This is a genomic window from Streptomyces sp. NBC_01454, assembly GCF_036227565.1.
Classification (GTDB): domain Bacteria; phylum Actinomycetota; class Actinomycetes; order Streptomycetales; family Streptomycetaceae; genus Streptomyces.
In genome coordinates this window covers 2,000,092-2,019,376 of record NZ_CP109460.1, presented here as the reverse complement: position 1 = coordinate 2,019,376, position 19,285 = coordinate 2,000,092, and the positions used below count along the sequence as shown (strand labels likewise).

General features: G+C 71.0%; 18 protein-coding genes and 1 pseudogene. 12 read left to right on the top strand and 7 right to left on the bottom strand.

What is annotated here, in order from left to right; all coding sequences use genetic code 11:
- Nucleotides 1-98 precede the first annotated feature (98 nt).
- On the bottom strand, nucleotides 99-950 hold the full coding sequence (locus OIU81_RS08745; RefSeq protein WP_329145568.1) for a LysR family transcriptional regulator: 852 nt from the start codon (nucleotides 948-950) through the stop codon (nucleotides 99-101).
- An 80-nt stretch (nucleotides 951-1,030) separates the two neighbouring features.
- On the opposite strand from OIU81_RS08745, the gene OIU81_RS08740 reads away from it, so the two are divergent.
- A complete protein-coding gene (locus OIU81_RS08740) occupies nucleotides 1,031-1,525 on the top strand; it encodes a cupin domain-containing protein (protein ID WP_329145565.1) in 495 nt (164 codons plus the stop codon).
- 97 nt (nucleotides 1,526-1,622) lie between these two features.
- On the opposite strand, the gene OIU81_RS08735 is transcribed toward OIU81_RS08740, so the two are convergent.
- Together OIU81_RS08735 and OIU81_RS08730 are read right to left on the bottom strand one after the other, a co-directional pair.
- On the bottom strand, nucleotides 1,623-1,958 hold the full coding sequence (locus OIU81_RS08735) for an STAS domain-containing protein (protein ID WP_329145563.1): 336 nt from the start codon (nucleotides 1,956-1,958) through the stop codon (nucleotides 1,623-1,625).
- Nucleotides 1,955-2,434: pseudogene (locus OIU81_RS08730) on the bottom strand (PP2C family protein-serine/threonine phosphatase); the annotation flags it as partial. The pseudogene OIU81_RS08730 and the gene OIU81_RS08735, both read right to left, overlap by 4 nt.
- Nucleotides 2,435-3,154: 720 nt before the next feature.
- Here OIU81_RS08730 and OIU81_RS08725 point away from each other — a divergent pair.
- Nucleotides 3,155-4,360 carry a PP2C family protein-serine/threonine phosphatase gene (locus OIU81_RS08725; protein WP_329145561.1) on the top strand — a complete coding sequence of 402 codons (1,206 nt, stop codon included), beginning with the start codon at nucleotides 3,155-3,157 and terminating at the stop codon, nucleotides 4,358-4,360.
- A gap of 46 nt (nucleotides 4,361-4,406) precedes the next feature.
- Here the strand turns inward: OIU81_RS08725 and OIU81_RS08720 are convergent, their stop codons facing one another.
- The 3 genes from OIU81_RS08720 to OIU81_RS08710 form a co-directional block, all read right to left on the bottom strand.
- Nucleotides 4,407-4,964 (bottom strand): DinB family protein, encoded by a 558-nt coding sequence (locus OIU81_RS08720; protein WP_329145559.1) that lies wholly within the window; start codon nucleotides 4,962-4,964, stop codon nucleotides 4,407-4,409.
- A gap of 158 nt (nucleotides 4,965-5,122) precedes the next feature.
- Nucleotides 5,123-5,674, bottom strand: a complete 552-nt coding sequence (locus OIU81_RS08715) for a hypothetical protein (RefSeq protein ID WP_329145557.1) — start codon at nucleotides 5,672-5,674, stop codon at nucleotides 5,123-5,125.
- Nucleotides 5,675-5,842: 168 nt separating this feature from the next.
- Nucleotides 5,843-6,760, bottom strand: a complete 918-nt coding sequence (locus OIU81_RS08710) for a hypothetical protein (protein ID WP_329145555.1) — start codon at nucleotides 6,758-6,760, stop codon at nucleotides 5,843-5,845.
- A 537-nt stretch (nucleotides 6,761-7,297) separates the two neighbouring features.
- On the opposite strand from OIU81_RS08710, the gene OIU81_RS08705 reads away from it, so the two are divergent.
- The 5 genes from OIU81_RS08705 (at nucleotide 7,298) to OIU81_RS08685 (ending at nucleotide 12,918) form a co-directional block, all read left to right on the top strand.
- Complete coding sequence (locus tag OIU81_RS08705; RefSeq protein ID WP_329145553.1) at nucleotides 7,298-7,753, top strand: MarR family winged helix-turn-helix transcriptional regulator; 456 nt, start codon at nucleotides 7,298-7,300, stop codon at nucleotides 7,751-7,753.
- A complete protein-coding gene (locus OIU81_RS08700) occupies nucleotides 7,750-8,808 on the top strand; it encodes an ATP-binding cassette domain-containing protein (protein ID WP_329145551.1) in 1,059 nt (352 codons plus the stop codon). The genes OIU81_RS08705 and OIU81_RS08700 overlap by 4 nt, the downstream gene beginning before the upstream one ends.
- A complete protein-coding gene (locus OIU81_RS08695; protein ID WP_329145548.1) occupies nucleotides 8,768-9,631 on the top strand; it encodes an ABC transporter permease in 864 nt (287 codons plus the stop codon). The genes OIU81_RS08700 and OIU81_RS08695 overlap by 41 nt, the downstream gene beginning before the upstream one ends.
- A 219-nt stretch (nucleotides 9,632-9,850) precedes the next feature.
- A complete protein-coding gene (locus OIU81_RS08690) occupies nucleotides 9,851-10,897 on the top strand; it encodes a beta family protein (protein WP_329145546.1) in 1,047 nt (348 codons plus the stop codon).
- Nucleotides 10,898-11,880: 983 nt separating this feature from the next.
- Nucleotides 11,881-12,918 (top strand): methyltransferase, encoded by a 1,038-nt coding sequence (locus tag OIU81_RS08685; RefSeq protein WP_329145544.1) that lies wholly within the window; start codon nucleotides 11,881-11,883, stop codon nucleotides 12,916-12,918.
- Between the two features lie 211 nt (nucleotides 12,919-13,129).
- Here OIU81_RS08685 and OIU81_RS08680 read toward each other — a convergent pair whose 3' ends face one another.
- Complete coding sequence (locus OIU81_RS08680) at nucleotides 13,130-14,287, bottom strand: magnesium and cobalt transport protein CorA (RefSeq protein WP_329145542.1); 1,158 nt, start codon at nucleotides 14,285-14,287, stop codon at nucleotides 13,130-13,132.
- A gap of 220 nt (nucleotides 14,288-14,507) precedes the next feature.
- Between OIU81_RS08680 and OIU81_RS08675 the strand changes: the two genes are divergently transcribed.
- From OIU81_RS08675 to OIU81_RS08655, 5 genes are all read left to right on the top strand, one after another.
- Nucleotides 14,508-14,897, top strand: a complete 390-nt coding sequence (locus OIU81_RS08675) for a cell division protein SepF (protein ID WP_329145540.1) — start codon at nucleotides 14,508-14,510, stop codon at nucleotides 14,895-14,897.
- Between the two features lie 55 nt (nucleotides 14,898-14,952).
- Nucleotides 14,953-16,413, top strand: a complete 1,461-nt coding sequence (locus tag OIU81_RS08670; protein WP_329145539.1) for a biotin transporter BioY — start codon at nucleotides 14,953-14,955, stop codon at nucleotides 16,411-16,413.
- Complete coding sequence (locus OIU81_RS08665) at nucleotides 16,410-16,772, top strand: nucleotide pyrophosphohydrolase (RefSeq protein WP_329145537.1); 363 nt, start codon at nucleotides 16,410-16,412, stop codon at nucleotides 16,770-16,772. The genes OIU81_RS08670 and OIU81_RS08665 overlap by 4 nt, the downstream gene beginning before the upstream one ends.
- A 478-nt stretch (nucleotides 16,773-17,250) precedes the next feature.
- Complete coding sequence (locus OIU81_RS08660) at nucleotides 17,251-17,706, top strand: DUF6099 family protein (protein WP_329154968.1); 456 nt, start codon at nucleotides 17,251-17,253, stop codon at nucleotides 17,704-17,706.
- Between the two features lie 322 nt (nucleotides 17,707-18,028).
- A complete protein-coding gene (locus OIU81_RS08655) occupies nucleotides 18,029-19,264 on the top strand; it encodes an arginine deiminase (protein ID WP_329145535.1) in 1,236 nt (411 codons plus the stop codon).
- The last annotated feature ends 21 nt before the right edge of the window (nucleotides 19,265-19,285 follow it).

Here is a 19,285-nt window from a genome sequence, read left to right as displayed (position 1 = left end):
TCGCAGCCGTCCGCGACAACGCGCTGGCACCGTTTCCTGGTGCCGTGCCGTGCCGTGCCGTGCCGTGCCGTGCCGTGCCCGGCCGGGGCCGTAAATGCTCAGTGGCGGTATGCGGCCCTCGCGAGCTCGATGAATGAGCGGATCAGCGGGTGGGTGTCGCCGCTGTTCCACACCGCCACCACTCGGCTCGGCGCCATGTCGAGCAGTGGGACCGCGGTCAGGTTCTCGGGGAGGTCGTGTCCGAGTGGGGCCAAGCCGACCGTGGCGTTCCAGAGCACGGCGTGCAGGCATTCCTGGACGACGCGTACCACCGGGCCCTCGCGCGGGGTGCCGCCGTTCCAGTAGGACTGCCAGGCCGGGTCGGTTCCCTGCGGGAACTGGAACCAGCGGCGGTCGGCCAGGTCGGCCAGTGTCAGGTGGTCGCGACGGGCCAGTGGATCGTCGGCGCGCAGTACCGCGCCGACCGGATCCGCGCGTAGTTGACGCACCGTCAGGGCGGTGTCGTCGAACGGCGCACGGGTCAGGGCGACGTCGACCAGTCCGGCGCGCAGCCCGCAGGTCGGGTCGGTCAGGTCGGCGTCGCGGATGCGGATGTCGACGCCGGGGTGGCTTCGGCGGAAGGCGGCCGCCAGCCTGGTGATGCCGGGGTCGGTGCCGTCACCCAGGATGCCGATGGTGAGGGTCGCGGCGCCGGCCGCCGCGGTCACGCGGAGGCGGACGCGGTCCGCCTGGTCGAGCAGGGCCCGCGCTTCGTCGAGCAGCACTGCCCCCACCGGGGTGAGCGTGACGCCGGCAGGGGAGCGGGCGAACAGCAGGGCGCCGAGCTCTGTCTCCAGCTGCTTGATGGCCCGGCTCAGCGGCGGCTGGCTCATGTGCAGCCGGGCGGCGGCCCGGCCGAAGTGGAGTTCCTCGGCGACCGCCACGAAATAGCGCAGGGTACGTAGCTCCACGCTGCCACGATATCCGCGAGGTATCGGCGTGATGGAACGGGTCTTGGACAGGCGCGGGGCCCTGGCGGTGCACTCGGAGCATGACCGAGGAAGCGAAGACCAGTGAACCGCAGGCCGGCCCCGCCGTATCGGTGGTCGGCCCCGACGACGGCGAGACGATCGTCATGGGCACCACGCGCATGCGCGTCCTTGAGGACGGCAGCCACACCGGGCACCGCCTGGGGGTCACCGAGTCCGTCCTCGCCCCGCACACCCCCGGACCGCCGCAGCACCGTCACGCCGAGCACGACGAGGGTTTCTACATCCTCTCCGGCACGGTGCGGTTCACCGTCGGGGACAAGGGCCACGACGCGACCGCGGGCACGTTCGTGATGGTTCCGCCCGGCGCCCCGCACACCTTCGCCAACCTGACCGACCGACCTGCCGTCATGCTCAGCATGCTCACCCCCGACCTGTATGTGCAGTACTTCCGAGACCTCCAGCGCATGACCGCCGACGGCAGGCCGCTGACACCCCAGGCCACCCTCCGGACGATGAGCCGCTACGCCACCGAGCCCGCTACCGATTTCGCCTGAGCCGACGGGACCACTCCGCCCGGCTGCCCGCCACCGGACCGGCACGGCCACGGCGCTCCCACTTCTCGGCGTCCGGGCCGCTCACCCACGGCGTGGGTCAGAGGGTGGCGGTCTCAGCGTCGGGGTGGAGGGGGAAGATCTGGTCGAGCCCCACGAGCCGCAGTACGCGCAGGGTGTTGGCGGGGACGGCTGCGAGTGCGATGTCCGCCTGGGCGGCTTGGGTGCGGTTGCGGGCTGCGAGCAGGGCGGTGATGCCGCTGGAGTCGCAGAATTCCATGCCGCTCAGGTCCAGGACGAGGCGTTGGCCCGGCTGGAGGGCGATCGTGGGGATCAGTGCCCGTAGCGCGGCGGCGCTGGCGTGGTCGAGGTCGCCGAATATCTCCACAACGGGACCGGTTGCGGCGTCTCGAGTAGTGATCTTCAGCGGGCTCATCGTCTGTTTCCCGTTCGGGGGTCAGGGGCCGGGGCGCCCAGCGCGAGCAGTGCGGTGTCGTCGTCGAGGCCGTCTCCGAGACTGTCCAGCAGGCCGGTCAGGGCCTGGACGACGGCAGGCGCGGGTTTGCCGGCATGGCCGGTGGCGAAGGCGAGCAGCGCGTCGTCCCCGTACAAGCCGGCGCGGTCCGTGCCGGTGCGCGCTTCGGTGAGGCCGTCGGTGTAGAGCAGGAGGGTGTCGCCGGGGGCGAGGACGGTGGTGGCGGTGGTGAAACGCGCGCCGGGCAGGACGCCGACGAGGAGGCCGCCGGGGGTGGGCAGGTAGTCGGCCATGCCGTCGGCGCGCAGGACGAGAACCGGCGGGTGGCCCCCTGACGCGAGATGGATGGTGAGCTGTCCGGTGGCGGCGTCCGGTTCGAGAGTGCCGAAGACGGCGGTGCAGTAGCGCGGGTCGCCGGTGCCGGTGTAGCGCTGGTGTGGGTGTGTGCGGGCGTATACCCGGCGCGTGCATCCGGTATCGGCTTCCGCTCCCTGCGCAGGGGGCAAGGGGCAGGTCGCCGTGCAAATCTCCCTGGTGAACGGTCAGTTCGACCCGGCCGGCGGTGCTCGATGGATTCGACTCCCGGTCTGACCTGCAACGCCTGTTGGGGTCACTACAGACGGCGGAGGGGGTTCGAGCTCGTGCGCAACGTCGCCGACCGTGTCTGACCCCGTCCCGGGCCCGGGCGCCCGCGAAGGCGGGCGGGGCCTTGCGCGGACCCGACGGACAGCCGGCCGGCAGGTCCCCGGGGCGCGGGCGACATCAAGGGCACCGTGGGGTGCCATGGGTGCCGTGGGCGCCTTGGGCGACGAACGCGGCATCGGCGCCACCCAGAGCTGACTCGTCGAACTCCGCTGAGGGATGGCGGAGTTATGTACGGCTCATGGCGCGGGCTGGCTCTGGCGGGTTGGAATACCCGGCGCCCTGGGAGGCCGTAGCGGTGGGCGCGGCCGAGCCCGGCGGGGTGAGGGCCGGCTGGGGCCGGCCGTCCTCCGGTCGCGCGGGGCGGGCTCCTCCGTCGGCGTTCGCCGCCCGCTGCGAGGTTGCCCGGGCTCACGGACGGGAGAGGACACGCCGTCAGCCAGCGTAATGACCGCCGGGGGTCGTTCGGCCGCGACAGGCTGTGGCTCTTGATCACGGTCGTGTCGGGAGCCCGTGTGGACAGGTCGGGTCAGTGGATCTTCGAGCGGATCGGTCGTGACCGCCGGCCGGACCGGGGTCGTGCGGGCGGACAGCTCACGGCGATTGTCGACAACAGTGGCTTCGAGGTGCCCCGGCCGCCCGCGTGGATGCGCTGGCTGCCGCTGGCCTACGTCGTGTGGGTCCTGCTGCTGGAAACCGTGACCCCCACGCCCTGGGCGGTGAGTTTCCTGCTCATCGCGCTGCCGGTCACCGCCGCGTACACACTCGGTCCCGTCGCGGTCGCGACGGTCACCGTCTTCGCGATGGTGCTGGAGGGCGTGCTCGCCGGTACCCCGTGCTGCACGGGACACAACGTCCACCAGCTGTGGGAGAACCACCACGTCGCCGCCTACATCGCCACCGGCCTGGTCGGCATCGTCGGTGTGGCGCTCGCTGCCCACCGCCGGCGCCAGGAGCAGCAGCTGGTCCGCGCTCATTCGGTGGCCGAGGCACTGATGCGCACCCTGCTGCGGCCGGTGCCGCACCAGGTCGGACAGGTGCTGGCGGCCGGTCTCTACCGGTCCGGCGAGGTCGGCAGCATGGTCGGCGGCGACCTCTTCGACATCCGCGCCACCCCGGCCGGGGAGCGCGCTCTCATCGGCGACGTCCGTGGCAAGGGGCTCCAGGCCGTCCGTACGGTCGCCGACCTCCTCGGCAGCTTCCGTGAGGCCGCCTACGACCAGCTGGATCTGCAGGCGGTCGCCGCGCGGATGGAGCGGTGCCTGACCCGTGAGGCCGAAGAGCTCCCCGACGACGAACTGTTCGTCACCGCTGTCCTGGTCGAGTACGACGCCGTCGCCCAGCAGGTGACCATCGTCAACCACGGGCACATCGAGCCGGTGCTGATCTCCCGCGGCGAGGTGACCGCCCTCACCGGACCGCCTGCCCTCCCGCTCGGCCTGGGCACCCTGGACGACGAGAACCCCGTTGCCTACACTCACCCCTTCACCCACGGCGACGTCCTGCTCCTGTGCACCGACGGCCTGATCGAGGCCCGCGACCAGAACGGGTCCTTCTACCCGCTCCTCGACCGCCTCCGGTACCGCTTCGCCGGTCGTCCCGCCCCCGGCCCCGTCGACGTCATCGACTTCCTCAACACCGACCTGCCACGCCACACCCGGGTCTTCCATGACGATGTCGCCCTCCTGGCGCTGGGGCCGTATGACGTCGGTGAACCGTAGGGCTCCAGGAGCCCGGTCCCTTCAGTGACGGCCCCGGAGCACGCAGTTAGATGCCCGTACGGCCGTCGAGGCGTTCGCGGAGGAAGTCGGCGTGGCCGCAGTGGCGGGCGTATTCGGCGATCATGTGGGTGTAGATCCAGCGCAGGGTGACCTGCCCGCCCATGAAGGGGCTGGTGTCGTCGAGGGAGTGGGTGGCGCAGCGCGCCCGGGCGCGGTCGATCTCGGACTGCCAGAGAGGGAGCGCCTGTGCGTAGGTGGCTCCTTCGACGAGGTCGAATCCGCCGTCGGCCCCGTCGGCCCCGTCGGCCCCGTCGGCCCCGTCGGCGCCCTCGGCGCCCTCGGTGTCGGCGTCGGACGGGAAGATCGGCGGGGCGTCCTCCTGGGCCAGGACGCGGCAGAACCAGTTCCGTTCGACCTCGGCCATGTGCTGGACGAGGCCGAGCAGCGTGAGCGGTGAGGGGGCCACCGACGCCGCGCGGAGCTGATGCTCCTCCAGACCGTCGCATTTGCGGGCGAGGGTGGTGCGGTAGAAGTCCAGCCAGCTCTCCAAGGAGGCCCGCTCATCGGCGTCCAGGGGCGGCATGATGCGTTCGGGAGTGCTCATGCCGTCATCGTGGCAGGGGGGTCTGACATTGCCCGGTGGCCGCGGAGAGAAGAGCGGGAGGGCGAGTAGGGGGTAGGGGGTAGGGGGTAGGGGGTAGGGGGTGGATGAGCCGAGCCGGCGGTCACCTTCGTCCCGATGGTCCCGGCGGGTTCCGCTCGTCACTCCTGCTGATGGGCGGTGCGCGCCGCATCCACGAAGTCCTCCAGCGCCGCCCAGAACGGGCGGAAGGCGGCGTCGAAGTCTTCGGAGTCAGCGGAGTCGTGACGGCCGTTGGCGTCGTGGGACAGGTCTGCCGTCATGGCCGCGTAGAAGGGACGGGTTGCCTGCTGGAGGGCGAGCGCCGCGGCGGCCGCCGAGGGTGGGCCCTCCAGTTCGACGACGCGCGCGCAGCGCCGGATCTTGGCGTACTCGGCGAGTTCGCGCTCCCGTAGTTCACCGAGGGCGGTGGTACGGGCCGGGGAGCCGGGCAGGCGGAGGGCGGCGGAGATCTCCCAGAACAACTCGCCCATGTGATGGGTCTGTTCGATGAGATCCAGGTAGGCCGTGCGCCGGCTCTCCCGCAGCCTTTCGGCCCGCTGGGAACGGGCGGCGATCTCGGCCTGGATCCTGGCGGCCTGGGTGCTGCCGCGGCCGGTGACCCAGCTGGCGAGCACCGCCGTGCCGCCGGTCACCGCCGCGATCGCCAGAGTCCACACCGCGCTGTCGCCCACGCGACGTCACGATACCGAGCCGTGGCGAAGCCTCGACCGCCGAGGGTCCGCAGGTACCCGCGGACCCTCGGCGGCCGACGCGGAACTGACGGCCTCCGTCTCCGCCACTACGGCCATCACTCCGCCACTACGGCCGTCACTTCCTTACTCCGTCACTCCGTCACTCCGTCACGACGGGAATTCGGCCGGTGGCACCGTGCTCGTGGTCGCATTGCCGCCGACGACCTTGTCCAGGGTGAAGGTCAGCACCGTGTACTGCGTCCCGCCGGGCACCCGCACCGTCTTGAAATTCGCCTGGTCGTCGAACTTCTCGAAGCTGCACTCGCGGGTGAAGGAGCTCTTCCGGCTGTTCCAGTCCTCGCCGGTGGTGAAGTACACCGTGTACGCGCCGCTGTTGACGCTCCGTATGGTCGCGTTCGACCCATGGCGTACATAAACGGAGAACGCGGTGCGCTTACCGCGGGTGAGTGCCACCACCGCATCGCGGGCCGTGCCGTTCTTGACGGTCAGCCGTCCCAGACCGGCCCGGCTGCCGTCGCGGACCAGGGCGCCGTTGGTGAGACGTCGGTGCGCGGCCCGTTCCGTACGCGGTAGGTGCAGGGGCGTGTCGTAACCGAGGGCGGCGAGGGCGCGCCCGGCGGCCTTCACGCTCTGCGGGCTCTGCGCCCTGCCGAGTTCGACACGGGGTGCGGTGGCGCAGTGGCCGCCGTCACCGCGGGCGCTCGTGAGGTCCTGTCCCAAGGCCCGTAGCGCGGAGACGAGTTGGCTGTTGACGGGTGAGGCGTCGTCGGGTGTCGCGGTCATCTGCAGGGTGTCCGCGGCCGTATCCGCGCGGGATGATGCCGTGTCCAGCGCGGTGTTCAGGGTGCTGCCCTCGTGAGCGTGGTCCACAGCACGCAGTGCCGTGTTGAGCGGTCCGAGGGCGCCGGTCAGCGTGTGGCGGTAGGCGGCGCGGTCGACGGATGGTGTCGGGCTGGGCGAGGGGGACGAGCCGGCCGCTGTGCTGTCTGCGGTGTCCGACGCGGTCCCGCTCGCGCCGTCCGAGGAGCAGGCCGACAGCGGCAGCGCGAGGGCGACGACCGTCACGGCGAGGCTCGCCGCCCGGTGCGTCGTGCGCAGTCGGCGACCCTGGCGCGGCAGTGGTGCGGGCGCGCTGCGAGTCCGGTCGTGGGTCGGACTCCCGCCCTCGTCGTAGGTCGGACTCCCGCCCTCGTCGTGGGTCGGTCTCCCGTGCCCGTCCGACGGTGTCCCGCCCGTTGCGCGCGCAGACGTGTACGTCCTCATGAGTCCCCCGATTCCCCCGGTATCCCCCGACATCCGGCAACTGCCGGAAGAACCAGGTTTCTCCGCCCACCAGGGACTGTCAAGGCCGTTGGCGGGGGCGGCAGTTGTGCGCTGTGATCTTCTTTGGGGGCGGCCGTATCGCTTGACGTCCCGGCTCGGCGTTCCGGCTCGACCTCCCGGCTCGGCGTCCCGCCGCGGGCGCTCCGGACGGGGTGCCGAGCCGTCCTTCCGGGCAGGTCACCGGGCCCGGGCGGCAGACGGGAATCCGGGTAGGCCGTTCGAGGCCCCCTCCGGCGTGCGTCTGCGCCACTACCTCTCACTCAGAGCTAAAATTGAGGCATGGCTGCAGGGGAGTTCCCCGACTCGCTCGCCGAGGTGCTGGCCGGTGTCCAGCGGCTGATCAGGCGCCGGCTGCGGGCCGGGCTGGCCGCTCCCCGGCTGCGCGGTGCCGAGGTGGAGCTGCTGCGGCTGGTCGCGGAGCGGCCCGGTATACGGGTGTCCGCCGCCGCCAGGGAACTCTGTCTCGCCGGGAATTCGGTCTCCACACTGGTCAATCAGCTCGGCCGGGCCGGGTTTCTGCGCCGTGAGACCGCCGCCGACGACCGCCGCTCGGCCCTGCTCTACCCCACCCCCGCGGCCCGGTCCCGGCTGCGTGACTGGGAGACCCGCCGCAGCGCCCTGGTGAGCGAGCAGCTCGCGCGCCTGCCGGAGGCCGACCGGGCGGCGCTGGCCGCGGCCCTGCCGGCGCTGCGCCGGCTCGCCCACAACCTGCACGAGGAGGCGGAGGGCACATGACCACCGACGACGAGGGACGGCCGGGGCACGGGCCCGGTTCCGGCGGGCCGGACCGCGCGCCGCGCACGCCTCCGGCCCCGCCCCCCGGCGCCCCCGGCCCGCCCGCGCCCCCTCCCGACGCGGTGACCTGCCGCGGTCTGCGCTACGCCTTCGGTGAGACCCGCGCCGTGGACGGCGTCGACCTGTCCGTCCGCCCCGGGGAGGTCTTCGGGCTGCTCGGGCCGAACGGTGCGGGCAAGACCACCGCGATCCGCTGCATCACCACCCTGCTGCCCGTCCCGGCCGGCATGGTGCGGGTCTTCGGTCACGACGCGTCCCGGGAGCGGATGGCGGTGCGCCGGCTGCTGGGGTACGTACCGCAGCAGCTGTCCGCGGACGCCGGGCTGACCGGCCGTGAGAACGTCGCACTCTTCGCCCGGGTCTTCGACGTCGCACGCCGTGAGCGGGCGGCCCGCGTCAGCCAGGCGCTGGAGGCGGTCGGCCTCGCCGACGCGGCGGGCCGGCTGGCCAAGACGTACTCCGGCGGCATGATCCGCCGCCTCGAACTCGCCCAGGCCCTGGTCAGCGCGCCCCGTCTGCTGATGCTCGACGAGCCGACGATCGGCCTGGACCCGATCGCCCGTACCAGCGTCTGGGAACACATCAACGCCGTACGGGCCGCCACCGGCATGACCGTCCTGGTGACCACGCACTACATGGACGAGGCCGACCAGTACTGCGACCGTGTCGCGCTGATGCACCACGGCCGGATCCGCGCCCTCGGCACACCGGACGAACTCCGTGCGGCCCTGAGCGCCCGCCGCCGCGCGGCCCGGACACCGGCCCCGCCCACCACCGCACCCTCGCCGGGCGCCCCCGCCCCCACCCCCACTCCCGCACCGGCGGCTTCTCCCGCCCGCCCCGTCCCTTCCTCATCGGCCCCATCGCGCCCATCAGAGACCGCACCGACACTGGAGGACGTCTTCCGGGACGTCGCCGGCAGCGGCCTCGACGAGCAGTCTGGAGACTTCCGCGATGTCCGAAGCACCCGCCGCACCGCAAACCGAGTCGGCTGAGCCGGCCACCGTCCCCGGCCGGCTGGACCTGCTGCTGGTCCCGCCGCGCGCCCGCACCGGCTGGCAGGTGCTGCCCGCCAGGGTCGTCGCGATGTGCGTGGTCGAGCTGCAAAAGCTGCGTCACGACCGGACCGAGCTGTACACCCGCGCGGTCCAGCCCGCCCTGTGGCTCCTGATCTTCGGTGAGACCTTCACCCACATCAAGGCCATCCCGACCGGCGGCATCCCGTACATCGACTTCCTGGCGCCCGGCATCATCGCCCAGTCGGCCATGTTCATCGCGATCTTCTACGGCATCATGATCATCTGGGAGCGGGATGCCGGCATCCTCACCAAGCTGCTGGTCACCCCGACCCCACGGTCCGCTCTGATCGCCGGGAAGTCCTTCGCCGCCGGAGTCAAGGCGCTGATCCAGGCCGTCGTGGTGATCGTGATCGCCGCGCTGCTCGGCGTGGCGATGACCTGGAACCCGCTGCGGCTGCTCGCCGTCGCCGTCGCGGTGGTGCTCGGCTCGGCGTTCTTCTCCTGCCTGTCCATGACGATCGCCGGGATCGTGCTCACCCGCGACCGGCTGATGGGCATCGGCCAGGCCATCACCATGCCGCTCTTCTTCGCCTCCAACGCCCTCTACCCGGTGGCGGTCATGCCCGGCTGGCTCCAGGCGGTCAGCAAGGTCAACCCCCTGAGCTACCAGGTCGATGCCCTGCGCGGCCTACTCCTGGGCACCCACGCCCATCTGGCCCTGGACTTCACCGTCCTGACCCTGGCCGCCGCTGTGGGCATCGCCGCGGCCGCGTCCCTCCTGGGACGCCTGGCGCGCTGAGTGGCAGGGCGCGGCCGGAGGCCGGCTGTGCACGCCGACGCGCCGCCGGCTGTTGCGGATTGCGGCGCGCGTACGTCAAGGCCCCGCGGGCGCGGTCCCAGTTGCCGCGCAGCCGGCTGCCGTGGCCGAAAGGGCGCTCTTTTCATGACGCTTCGCCGGGGACGACCCTGGTGCTGGGAAGCATGTAGGCGCGGGCAATCAGTGTCGAGGGGGGCCGCCATGCCCGAACCCCTGTACGTTCCCGTTCTCGCGACACGGCCGCATGCTGCCCATGCCTACCGTGAGCTGCGTCCGGCAGTCCAGGCGGCGGTGGCGCCGCTCTGGACGCTGCCGCCGCGCCCAGGACTGCAGCCGGATGTGCTCGCAGCGGCGCTGCGCCGCGATCTCGCGGTGGTCAGCCGGGTCCAACGGCACCGTCCGGCGTGGCTGGATGCACCGTTCGCGGACGGGACCGAAACCACGGCGCTTTGTGAAGTGCTGCCGCAGTACTGGTCGTTAACCCCCCTGCGGCCGGTCACGGGCCCCGGCAGGCCACCGGCCCAGCAGGCCGCGGCGCTCGCAAGCGCCGCGTCATGCGGTGGCGGTCTTGGTATCCGCGTCCGGATGACGGGTGAGTGGCTCGACGGTGCCGTCGAGGACGTGCGCGCTCTGCGAGACCGTGCGGATCCCGCCGTGTGCCTGGACCTGCTCCTGGACCTCGCCGCCGTCCGTGCCGACCGGCCGGATGCGGGAAAGGAGACGCTGCGGGCACTCGATGCGCTGATCCCGCTGGCTCCCTGGCGCAGCGTTGCCGTGATGGCGGGTGGCTTCCCGGAGCTCACGGCCGCGCTGGTGGAACAGGACCTGGCGGAGGAGCCTCGAACGGACTGGGGCCTGTGGCACGAGATAGGCGCCAGCGGCCGCGCCTATCTTCCCCTGCTCCGTTACGGCGATTACGGCATCCTGGCCCCACGCGCCCTCGAACGGACCCCCTCGGAGGGTAGAGGGGGCCCCTCGTGGGGTGTGCTGCGCTACACGACACAGCGCTCCTTCCTCCTGTGCAAGGTCCTTACCCGGGGCGAGGACCGTGCGGCGGTCACTCGCGCGGCCGCCGGGCGGCTCCTCGGCCTGGACGACTTCAGAGGGGCGGGCGCCAGTGCCGGGGAAGGCTGGCTGCGGAGTTGCGCCCAGGGTGCGGGACCTGTGGGTACCGGCAACCACACCGTCTGGAACCGTGTCGGCAACGTTCAGCACATGACGTACGTCGTGGAGAGCCTGCGCATCTGACGTACCTGCGTTCCTCGGACAGCATCCCCGTGCCCCGTCGGTACGGCCGAAGCCCCGTCACTCGCGCCGCCTTCTGAGCCAGTCGAGCAGCGCCATGAGGCCATACGAGCAGCACGACGGCCGGCCTTCGCCGCCGGCTTCGCCGATATCCAGCCGAGCCCGCGGTCCCGCCGGCCCTGCCACTGGATCAGGGTCACAGCAAGCCCACGGCCTTCGCCTCCCTTGCCACTTCAACGGACAATCCTCAGCGCGAGCGGCAGCCGATGGGCTGAGGATGGGGCCCTGGGTCGCCTGAACGCCTCCCGGCTTCGGCTTCCGGAGTCGGTGTGTGCGGCAAGGTCGGGGCGCGGGGTTCTTGAGAAAGGTTCGCCACGGGAGCCGTTCACGGATCTGTTGCGCAGCGGCATCGTCGGGCGGCGGGTAAATAGCGAATAAGAGCAACATCTGTTTCTGCAAGTGCCGTACGGCGCAATGCATATGGGGAATCACCTAGCCAGTTCTCTGACATGGTGAAGGGGGGCATCGGCGAACCAGAAGTGTGCCGGTGTCACTCAGCGGGCTTTCGCGGTCTTCCCGGAAAACAGGGGTGCCGTCGTGCGTCCGTCCGCCCTTGTCTTCGGGTGCGGCCGCCGGTCAACCGGTGCCGGAATCCTCGGAGGCGGGAAGTATGCGCCCACCTGCGCTCTGCCACCGGAGGGATAAGTGAGGTCGACGGGGCCGCAGTTCGCGGTTCAGCCAGGCCGTCACGGCAGCAATGTACGGCCCTGTGGCACCCTGAGTGGCCTATCCTCCCGGCATTTAGCGCCGTCTGTGCGCGTGGGACGCTGTGTCCTCACATGCGCACGCGGCCGCCCGCCCCGCGCCTGCTCAAGAGCTCCACCGGAACCGCCGTCGCCCGGCGCGATGCCTGCCGGGTGCGCACCCCTTCTGCTCATGTCGTGTGACCGAGGCACGACTTCCGCCGGTGTTCCAGGAGTTTGACCATGCAACGAGCCGACGAATCCGTCACGGTGGCCCTCCGGCCCTATATCAAGGCCCACTATCACTTCCAGTTCTTGAGTGCCGCGTTTCGCTTCGGCCTCTTCGGGATTCTCGAAAAGGATCCGGGGCTGACGGTCAAGGACATAGCCCTGCGGCTGGATTTGAACGAGCAGCCCACCCGTATCCTGCTGCTCGGCTGTACCGCGACCGGGCTTCTGCACAAGGACGGTGACGGCTATCACAACACCGCGCTCACCCGTCCTCTCGCGGAAAACCTCGACCAGGCGCCCGCGGCGTATATTCCGTGGGAGAGCCAGGGGATCTATCGGGCCATCAGCTGGTTCGCCGAGGCGCTCGACGAGGACTCGAATGTCGGCCTGCAACGGGAAATTCCCGGAACCGCACCGACCCTCTACGGACGACTCGCCGAAAACCCGGAGCTGGAATCCGCCTTCCACACCATGATGGGCTCGGTGAGTCAGCTGGTCGCCGAAGAGATCGTGGAAAAGGTCGACCTCTCGGGCCATCGGCACCTGCTCGACGTCGGCGGCGGCACGGCCGTCAACGCGGCGAACCTGGCGAGGAAGTGGCCCCACCTTCGGATCACGATCGGCGATCTGCCCTCGATCGCGGCGCTCGCCGAGGAGAAGATCGCGGACATGGGCCTGGCCGACCGGGTGGACGCGGTCAGTCTCGATGCCTTTCACGACGAGTTCCCGTCCGGCCCCGACGCGGTGCTCTTCGCCCACTTCCTCGAAATCTGGTCGGCCGACCGCATCCGCGGCCTGCTGGCCAGTGCGTCCCGGCAACTCCCCGCGGGGGGCGGGCTGTTCGTGGTCACCCCCTACCAGAACGACGACGAGACCGGCCCGGAGCGCTCCGCCTACCTCTCGGCGTACTTCCACACCATCGCGTCCGGCGAGGGCATGGTCTACACACCCAAGGAGTACGAACAGTGGTTCACCGAAGCGGGCTTCGAGCCCACACAGCGGGTGCTGCTCGGCCCGGACGCCGTGGTGATCTGCGGCCGTAAGATCTGACACCGCCCGCCTGCCGGGACGGCCCTGACCGACGGCACGGCACGGCGGCCATCTCGGAGCACCGGGCCACGTGGTGGCCACGGCTGTCGGAGACCTCCGGTGCGGTGAAGCCCGAACACCGTCCCCGCACCGGAGCTCTCCCCAGGGCGCGGCTGATGGACCGCTCTCCTGGCGCCCGTCGCCGCGGCCAGGGCGTCTCCGCCCCGGTTGCTCAGAGCCAGCCCCGGCGTTTGAAGACGACGTACAGGCCCGTACAGACCATCGCCATGAGGACCACCGCGAACGGGTAGCCGAGCGCCCAGTGCAGCTCCGGCATGCTGCGGAAGTTCATGCCGTAGATCGTGCCGACGAGTGTCGGTGCGAAGAGGATGGCGGCCCAGGCCGAGATCTTCTTGATTTCCTCGTTCTGCTCGAAGCCGGCCTCGGCCAGCGCCCGCATCTCCGCGTTCTGCTGCTGGTTCACCAGGGTCGCGTTGACGGTGAGGATGTCCTGCAGCGCCTGCCGGAAGCCGTCCACGCGCTCGGTGGTGTGCAGCGCGTGGTCGGCCACGTCGCGCAGATAGCGGCGCAGCTCCTCGTCGATGGCGTACTTCTCGAAGCCCGCGGTCAGGTTCTCCAGCATGCCGTTGAGCGGGCGGGTGGCGCGCTGGAATTCGACCACCTCGCGGGAGAGTTCATAGATCCGGCGGGAGACGCCGGGGTCGCCGCGGAAGACCTCGGTCTCGATCTCGTCGATGTCGTTCTGGACCCCGTCGACGACCGGCGCATAGCCGTCGACGACGGCATCGAGGATCGCGTAGAGGACCGCTTCGGGGCCGCGCTTGAGGAGTTCGGGGGTGTCCTCCATGCGGTGGCGTACGGCCGAGAGGTCGGGGGCGCCGCCGTGCCGCACGGTGATCACGAAATCGCGGCCGACGAAGACGTGCAGCTCACCGAAGTCGACCTCCTCGGCATCGTCGAGGTAGCGCGCGGCACGCAGGACGACGAACAAGGTGCCGCCGTAGCGTTCCAGCTTGGGCCGCTGATGGGCCTCGAGGGCGTCCTCGAGGGCGAGGGGGTGGAGGTCGAACTCCGAGGCCAGGGTGACCAGTTCGGCCGGGGTGGGGCGGTGCAGGCCGATCCAGGCGAGGGTGCCGGCGGCGGCGCGCTGCTGCTGGAAGGTGTCGGCGAGCGTGTCGTGGGTGCTGACGCGCCGTCCGTCGCGGTAGAGGGCGGCGTGGATGATGCTGTCGCCGGCTTCGGCCGGCGGTGCGGGGGTGCCGGAGTCGACCGGGGTGGTGGCGGGCGGGGGACCGGCGGGCCGCTTCTTCGCGGGTTTGCGCAGGCTGCGCAGGCCGCGCAGCCGACGGCCGGGAGGCTCAGAGCTCACGGCAGAACCGACCTCCGTCACAATGGGGATGAACAGGCACACAGAATCTCGACGCAGGATATCTGTCGCGGATGTCAGCACAGGTCAGGGGCCATGGTGCAGGATGGAAGAAGCGGTGACGCGGCGTGTGTCGCGTCCGCCGAGCTTTGTATGTTTATCTCTAGAATTGTGCGATGCAGATACCGCAGACAGCCAGCGCTCCCCTGGGTGAGGTGATTCGGTGAACGGCCCCGATGCCACCGACGAGCAGTGGGAAGGGCTCGCCGAGGTCGTCCCGCTCCGCAGCAGCCATGAATGGCCTTCCTGGCCCGACCACCGGGCTCTCCCCGAGGACGAACCGGCGGAGCAGCTGCGGCGCTTCATCGTCATCCGCGTCCAGACCTTCGCCGACGCCCGCGAGGTCGCCGAGTATCTGATGGCGCAGATCCCCGTCCTGCTGGACCTCAGCAGTGCCGATACCGATGTCGCCAAGCGCATCCTGGACTTCTCCAGTGGCGTGGTCTTCGGGCTGGGCAGCGGGATGCACCGCGTCGACACCAATGTCTTCCTGCTGGCCCCCGTCGGCACCGAGGTTGAGGAAGAGGCGGCGGGCGCCATCCCCCGTTCGTAGGAAGAGCTGTTGGGCGTAACGGTTCTCCGCTCGGGGTACTGCGTAGCGTCCGTATATGAATACCGACAGTGTGCGGCCGGCGGTCACCGAGTTACGGCTGTCCGCGTTCAAGACCCATCGCGGCGTCACCCTGCCGCTCGGCCCGCTCACGCTGCTGAGCGGCGGGAGCGGCAGCGGCAAGACCAGTGCGCTGCAGGCGTATGCGATTCTCGCCCGGCTCGGCAGCGGGGAGTCGCTCGCACGGGCCCTGGGGGAGGTGGCCGGCGGTCCGTCGGCGTGTGTGCCGGCGGGGGCGCGTCCCGACGGGCAGGGGCGGCGCGGCTTCCGTATCGGATGCACGGTCGACGGCCCGGCCGGCCCCGTCTGCCTCGATCTCGCCGTACAGGCCGAGCCCGAACTGCGCATCGTCGGTGAGCGGTTGACCGGTGCCGGCGAGACCTTGCTGACCACGGCTCTCACCGACCCCACCCGCCCCGCGGTCCAGGCGGCCTGGCACACCGCGGGGGCGACCCCGGTGACCCGTGCACCGCTTCCCGACGACCGGCTCGGCACCTCCCTGCTGCCGCTGCGCGTCGCGGGTAAGACGGCGGGCCAGCGACTGGTCCTCGCCGCCGCGGAACAGGTGGTGGTCGCGTTGCGGTCGGCGTTCGTGTGCGACCCGCGGCCGGAGGTCATGCGCTCCGTGGGGGCGGGCGGTGCGGGGGAAGGGCTTGGTGGGGACGGCGGTGGTGCCGCGGGACGCGGGGCCGGTGCCGAGGCACGGCGGAGCGGGCGGAGTGCGCGGAGCGGTGCCTCGGGGGGCGCTGCGGGCAAGGCCGCAGGCAAGTCGGGAGGGCCCGGTGGGGCAGGGGCCGCCGGTGCCTGGGGGGTCCGGGGGCGCAAGGGGAGCGCGGGAAGCGGTGCGGCGGGCGGCTGGGGTGAGGGCGCACCGGAGCAGCACGACGAGGGGCGGCTGCGGTCCGCCTGCGACAACCTGCCCACGGTGCTGGCGCGTACCGGTCAGGAGTGCGCGCGGCGCCATGCCGTGCTGGTGTCGGCGGTACGGGAGGCCTGTGTCGGCCCCGTGGAAGGGCTGCGTACCGTGCCGCACCCGTCGGGCGGGGCGGGGGCGTCCGTTGCCGGTGCGGTGGCGGGAGGCGGTGCCGGCTCGGGTGCGCAGGCCGTGCCGGGCGCGGAGCGGGTGCGGGCCGTCCTCGACAGGGGCGAGCTGGGGGAGCTGCCGGTCGAGCAGCTCGGCGACGGTGAGCTGCGGTTTCTCGCGCTGGCCCTGGTGCTGCTCACCGGGCCGGGCGTGCTGGCCATGGACCCGGTCGGGGAAGTTCCGTCGGCCCATCAGCAGATGACGGTGCTGGCGGACGGGATGGACCGCTGCATGGACCCCCGGCAGGCCCGTGAGCTGGTGTCGCTGGCCGTGCGGATGACCGAGCGCGGGCATGTGCGGCTGCTGGGGACGGTGCGCGATCCCTCGGTCGCCGACGGACTGCCCGGCGTACAGGTGCTACACCTGGGGGTATGAGTGAGGATCTTCATGCGCTGCAGCGCCGGCTGGCCGAGTTCGCGGCCGCGCGGGACTGGCAGCAGTACCACACCCCCAAGAACCTGGCGGCGGCGCTCAGCGTCGAGGCCGCCGAACTCGTCGAGATCTTCCAGTGGTTGACGCCGGAGGAGTCGGCGGCGGTGATGTCGAACCCGCGCAGGGCCGGCCGGGTCGAGGACGAGGTCGCGGACGTCCTGGCCTATCTGCTGCAGTTCTGTGAGGCGCTGGGGATCGACGCCCTGACGGCGCTCGCGGCGAAGATCGAGCGCAATGAGTCGCGCTTCCCGGCGGTCCGCTCGGCGCGCCCGGACCGGGCGCGGGAGGGCGAGGAGGAGTAGAGGGACGGGCAGTGACGGGGCGGGGGCCGGGTCAGCGGGGCGGGGGCGTCGGTCCCCGCCCCGCGGCGTGCGGTGAGCCCCTCGCGGGTGCGTACCGCCCTTCTCTGCGGCGGCCCTGGAGGCTTCTGGCCGACCCTCGGCGCTGCCTGCGGTGCTCCTTCAGCGCGCTTCTCGGCGCTCTTTCGGCGTTTCCTTCGGCGTTCCCTTGGGAGTTCACTTCGCCGTTCACTTCGCCGTTCACTCCGGGTGTCTTGCGTGACATGTGCCGGTGATGTGAGGGGTGGGGAGCCCGTGGCGCGAGAGGAAGACGCGCGGAGGAAATGACCCTCCATCACTCTATGGAGTCATGGATCTCTCCACGTCGCCTTGGTTGTCCACAGATTTGCGAATTCCCCTAGCTTTTTTGGGTGTTGACCCTCACTCTGGGTAGTGAAAAGAGTGCAGGGTGCATGCGATTGATGAGGAGAGGAGGGAGCGGATGGACGCGGTACGGATCATCGAGACGAGCCGGCGCGGTGTGGTGGAGGCGAACACGGTTCAGGGAGTGATCGTCGAGGCCTGGCAGGCGCAAGCCCTGGCGGAGGCGATAGGCAGCCACCTCGCGATATTCGGGCCGTACGAAGTGCGGTCCAGGGCCCGGGGACTGGGCGATGCGGGCGGGCGGTTCAGCGGGGGACTGCTGTGCCCGGTATCGGCCACCGGTGGGCTGCGGGCGGGTCAGCTGTCCGAAGTGCGCGACGTCAAGGAGGCATTAACCGGCCTGTGCCGATTGCTGCGGGAGGTGTGCGAAGCGCTGGTGGCCGTGGTGCTGCTGGCGGACGAGGACGGAATGTACTGGACCTGCGTCGAGGCGATGGACACCGTCGACGAATCAAGAGACCGCGTCGCCGGAATACTGGAGAGGCTGGAGGTGCGCGACCGGAACCCTGCCTGAGGTGGGCGGCGCCCCACCACGACCACGTCCACGCGGAATGCACACCCCGGGCGGCACGTCACCGCCACCGGGACCCGTTGCCCTCACGCCCGATACGCCACAGCCTGCCCGGCCGTCGTGCCCACCCACGCCTCTGCCGGCCGGCTCCCGTCACCATCCACCGTTCGATCGTCTCCTTTGCCGCTGCTCGCCGCCCGGCCCGTGCCCAGCCCATGCCCGTGCCCAGCCCATGCCCGTGCCCAGCCCGTGCCCGGGCCGACCCAACCGGTCCGACATCCCCCGACTCCCTCCGCGAAGTCGTCCTAGCGGCCAAGATGGGTGGATGGGATTCCAAGTCGACTCCGAGGCCGGGCGGCTGCGCCGGGTCATCCTGCATCGCCCCGATCTGGAGCTGAAGCGGCTCACGCCCTCGAACAAGGACGCCTTGCTCTTCGACGACGTGCTGTGGGTGCGCCGTGCGCGGGCCGAGCACGACGGGTTCGCCGATGTGCTCCGGGACCGTGGGGTGGAGGTTCACCTCTTCGGGGACCTGCTGGCCGAGAGCATGCAGATCCCCGAGGCGCGAAAGCTCGTCCTCGACCGGGTCTTCGACGAGAAGGAATACGGACCGCTGGCCACCGACCACCTGCGGGCGGCATTCGACGAGCTTGCGGTCCCGGAGCTGGTCGAGGCGCTGGTCGGTGGCATGACCAAGCGGGAGTTCCTGGAACGCCACCCCGAGCCGACCTCCGTGCGCTTCCATGTGATGGATCTGGACGACTTCCTGCTGGGACCGCTGCCCAACCACCTCTTCACCCGCGACACCTCCGCCTGGATCTACGACGGGGTGTCGATCAACTCCATGCGCTGGCCGGCCCGGCAGCGCGAGACCATGCACTACGAGGCGATCTACCGGCACCACCCGCTGTTCCGCGGCGAGGGCTTCCATGTCTGGTCGGAGGGGCAGGCGGACTTCCCCTCGACGATCGAGGGCGGGGACGTCCTGGTGCTGGGCAGTGGCGCGGTCTTGATCGGGATGAGTGAACGCACCACGCCACAGGCCGTGGAGCTGCTTGCGCGGGGGCTGTTCGCGGCGGGTTCCGCCCGCACGATCGTGGCGCTGGACATGCCCAAGCGCCGGGCGTTCATGCATCTGGACACCGTCATGACCATGATCGACGGCGACACCTTCACCCAGTACGAGGGCCTGGGCATGCTCCGCTCGTACACCATCGAGCCGGGGTCGGGCGAGCAGGACCTCAAGGTCACCGACCATCCGCCGGAGCACATGCACCGGGCCATAGCGGCCGCGCTGGGCCTGTCCGACATCCGGGTGCTGACCGCGACCCAGGATGTGCACTCCGCCGAGCGTGAGCAGTGGGACGACGGCTGCAATGTGCTGGCGGTGGAGCCCGGCGTGGTGGTGGCCTACGAGCGGAACGTCACCACCAACACCTTCCTGCGCAAGCGCGGCATCGAGGTGATCACGATCCCGGGGAGCGAGCTGGGGCGCGGTCGCGGCGGGCCGCGCTGCATGAGCTGTCCGGTGGCGAGGGACGCGGTGCCGGGGGCAGCCTGAGGTGATCCGTACCCTTCGGTG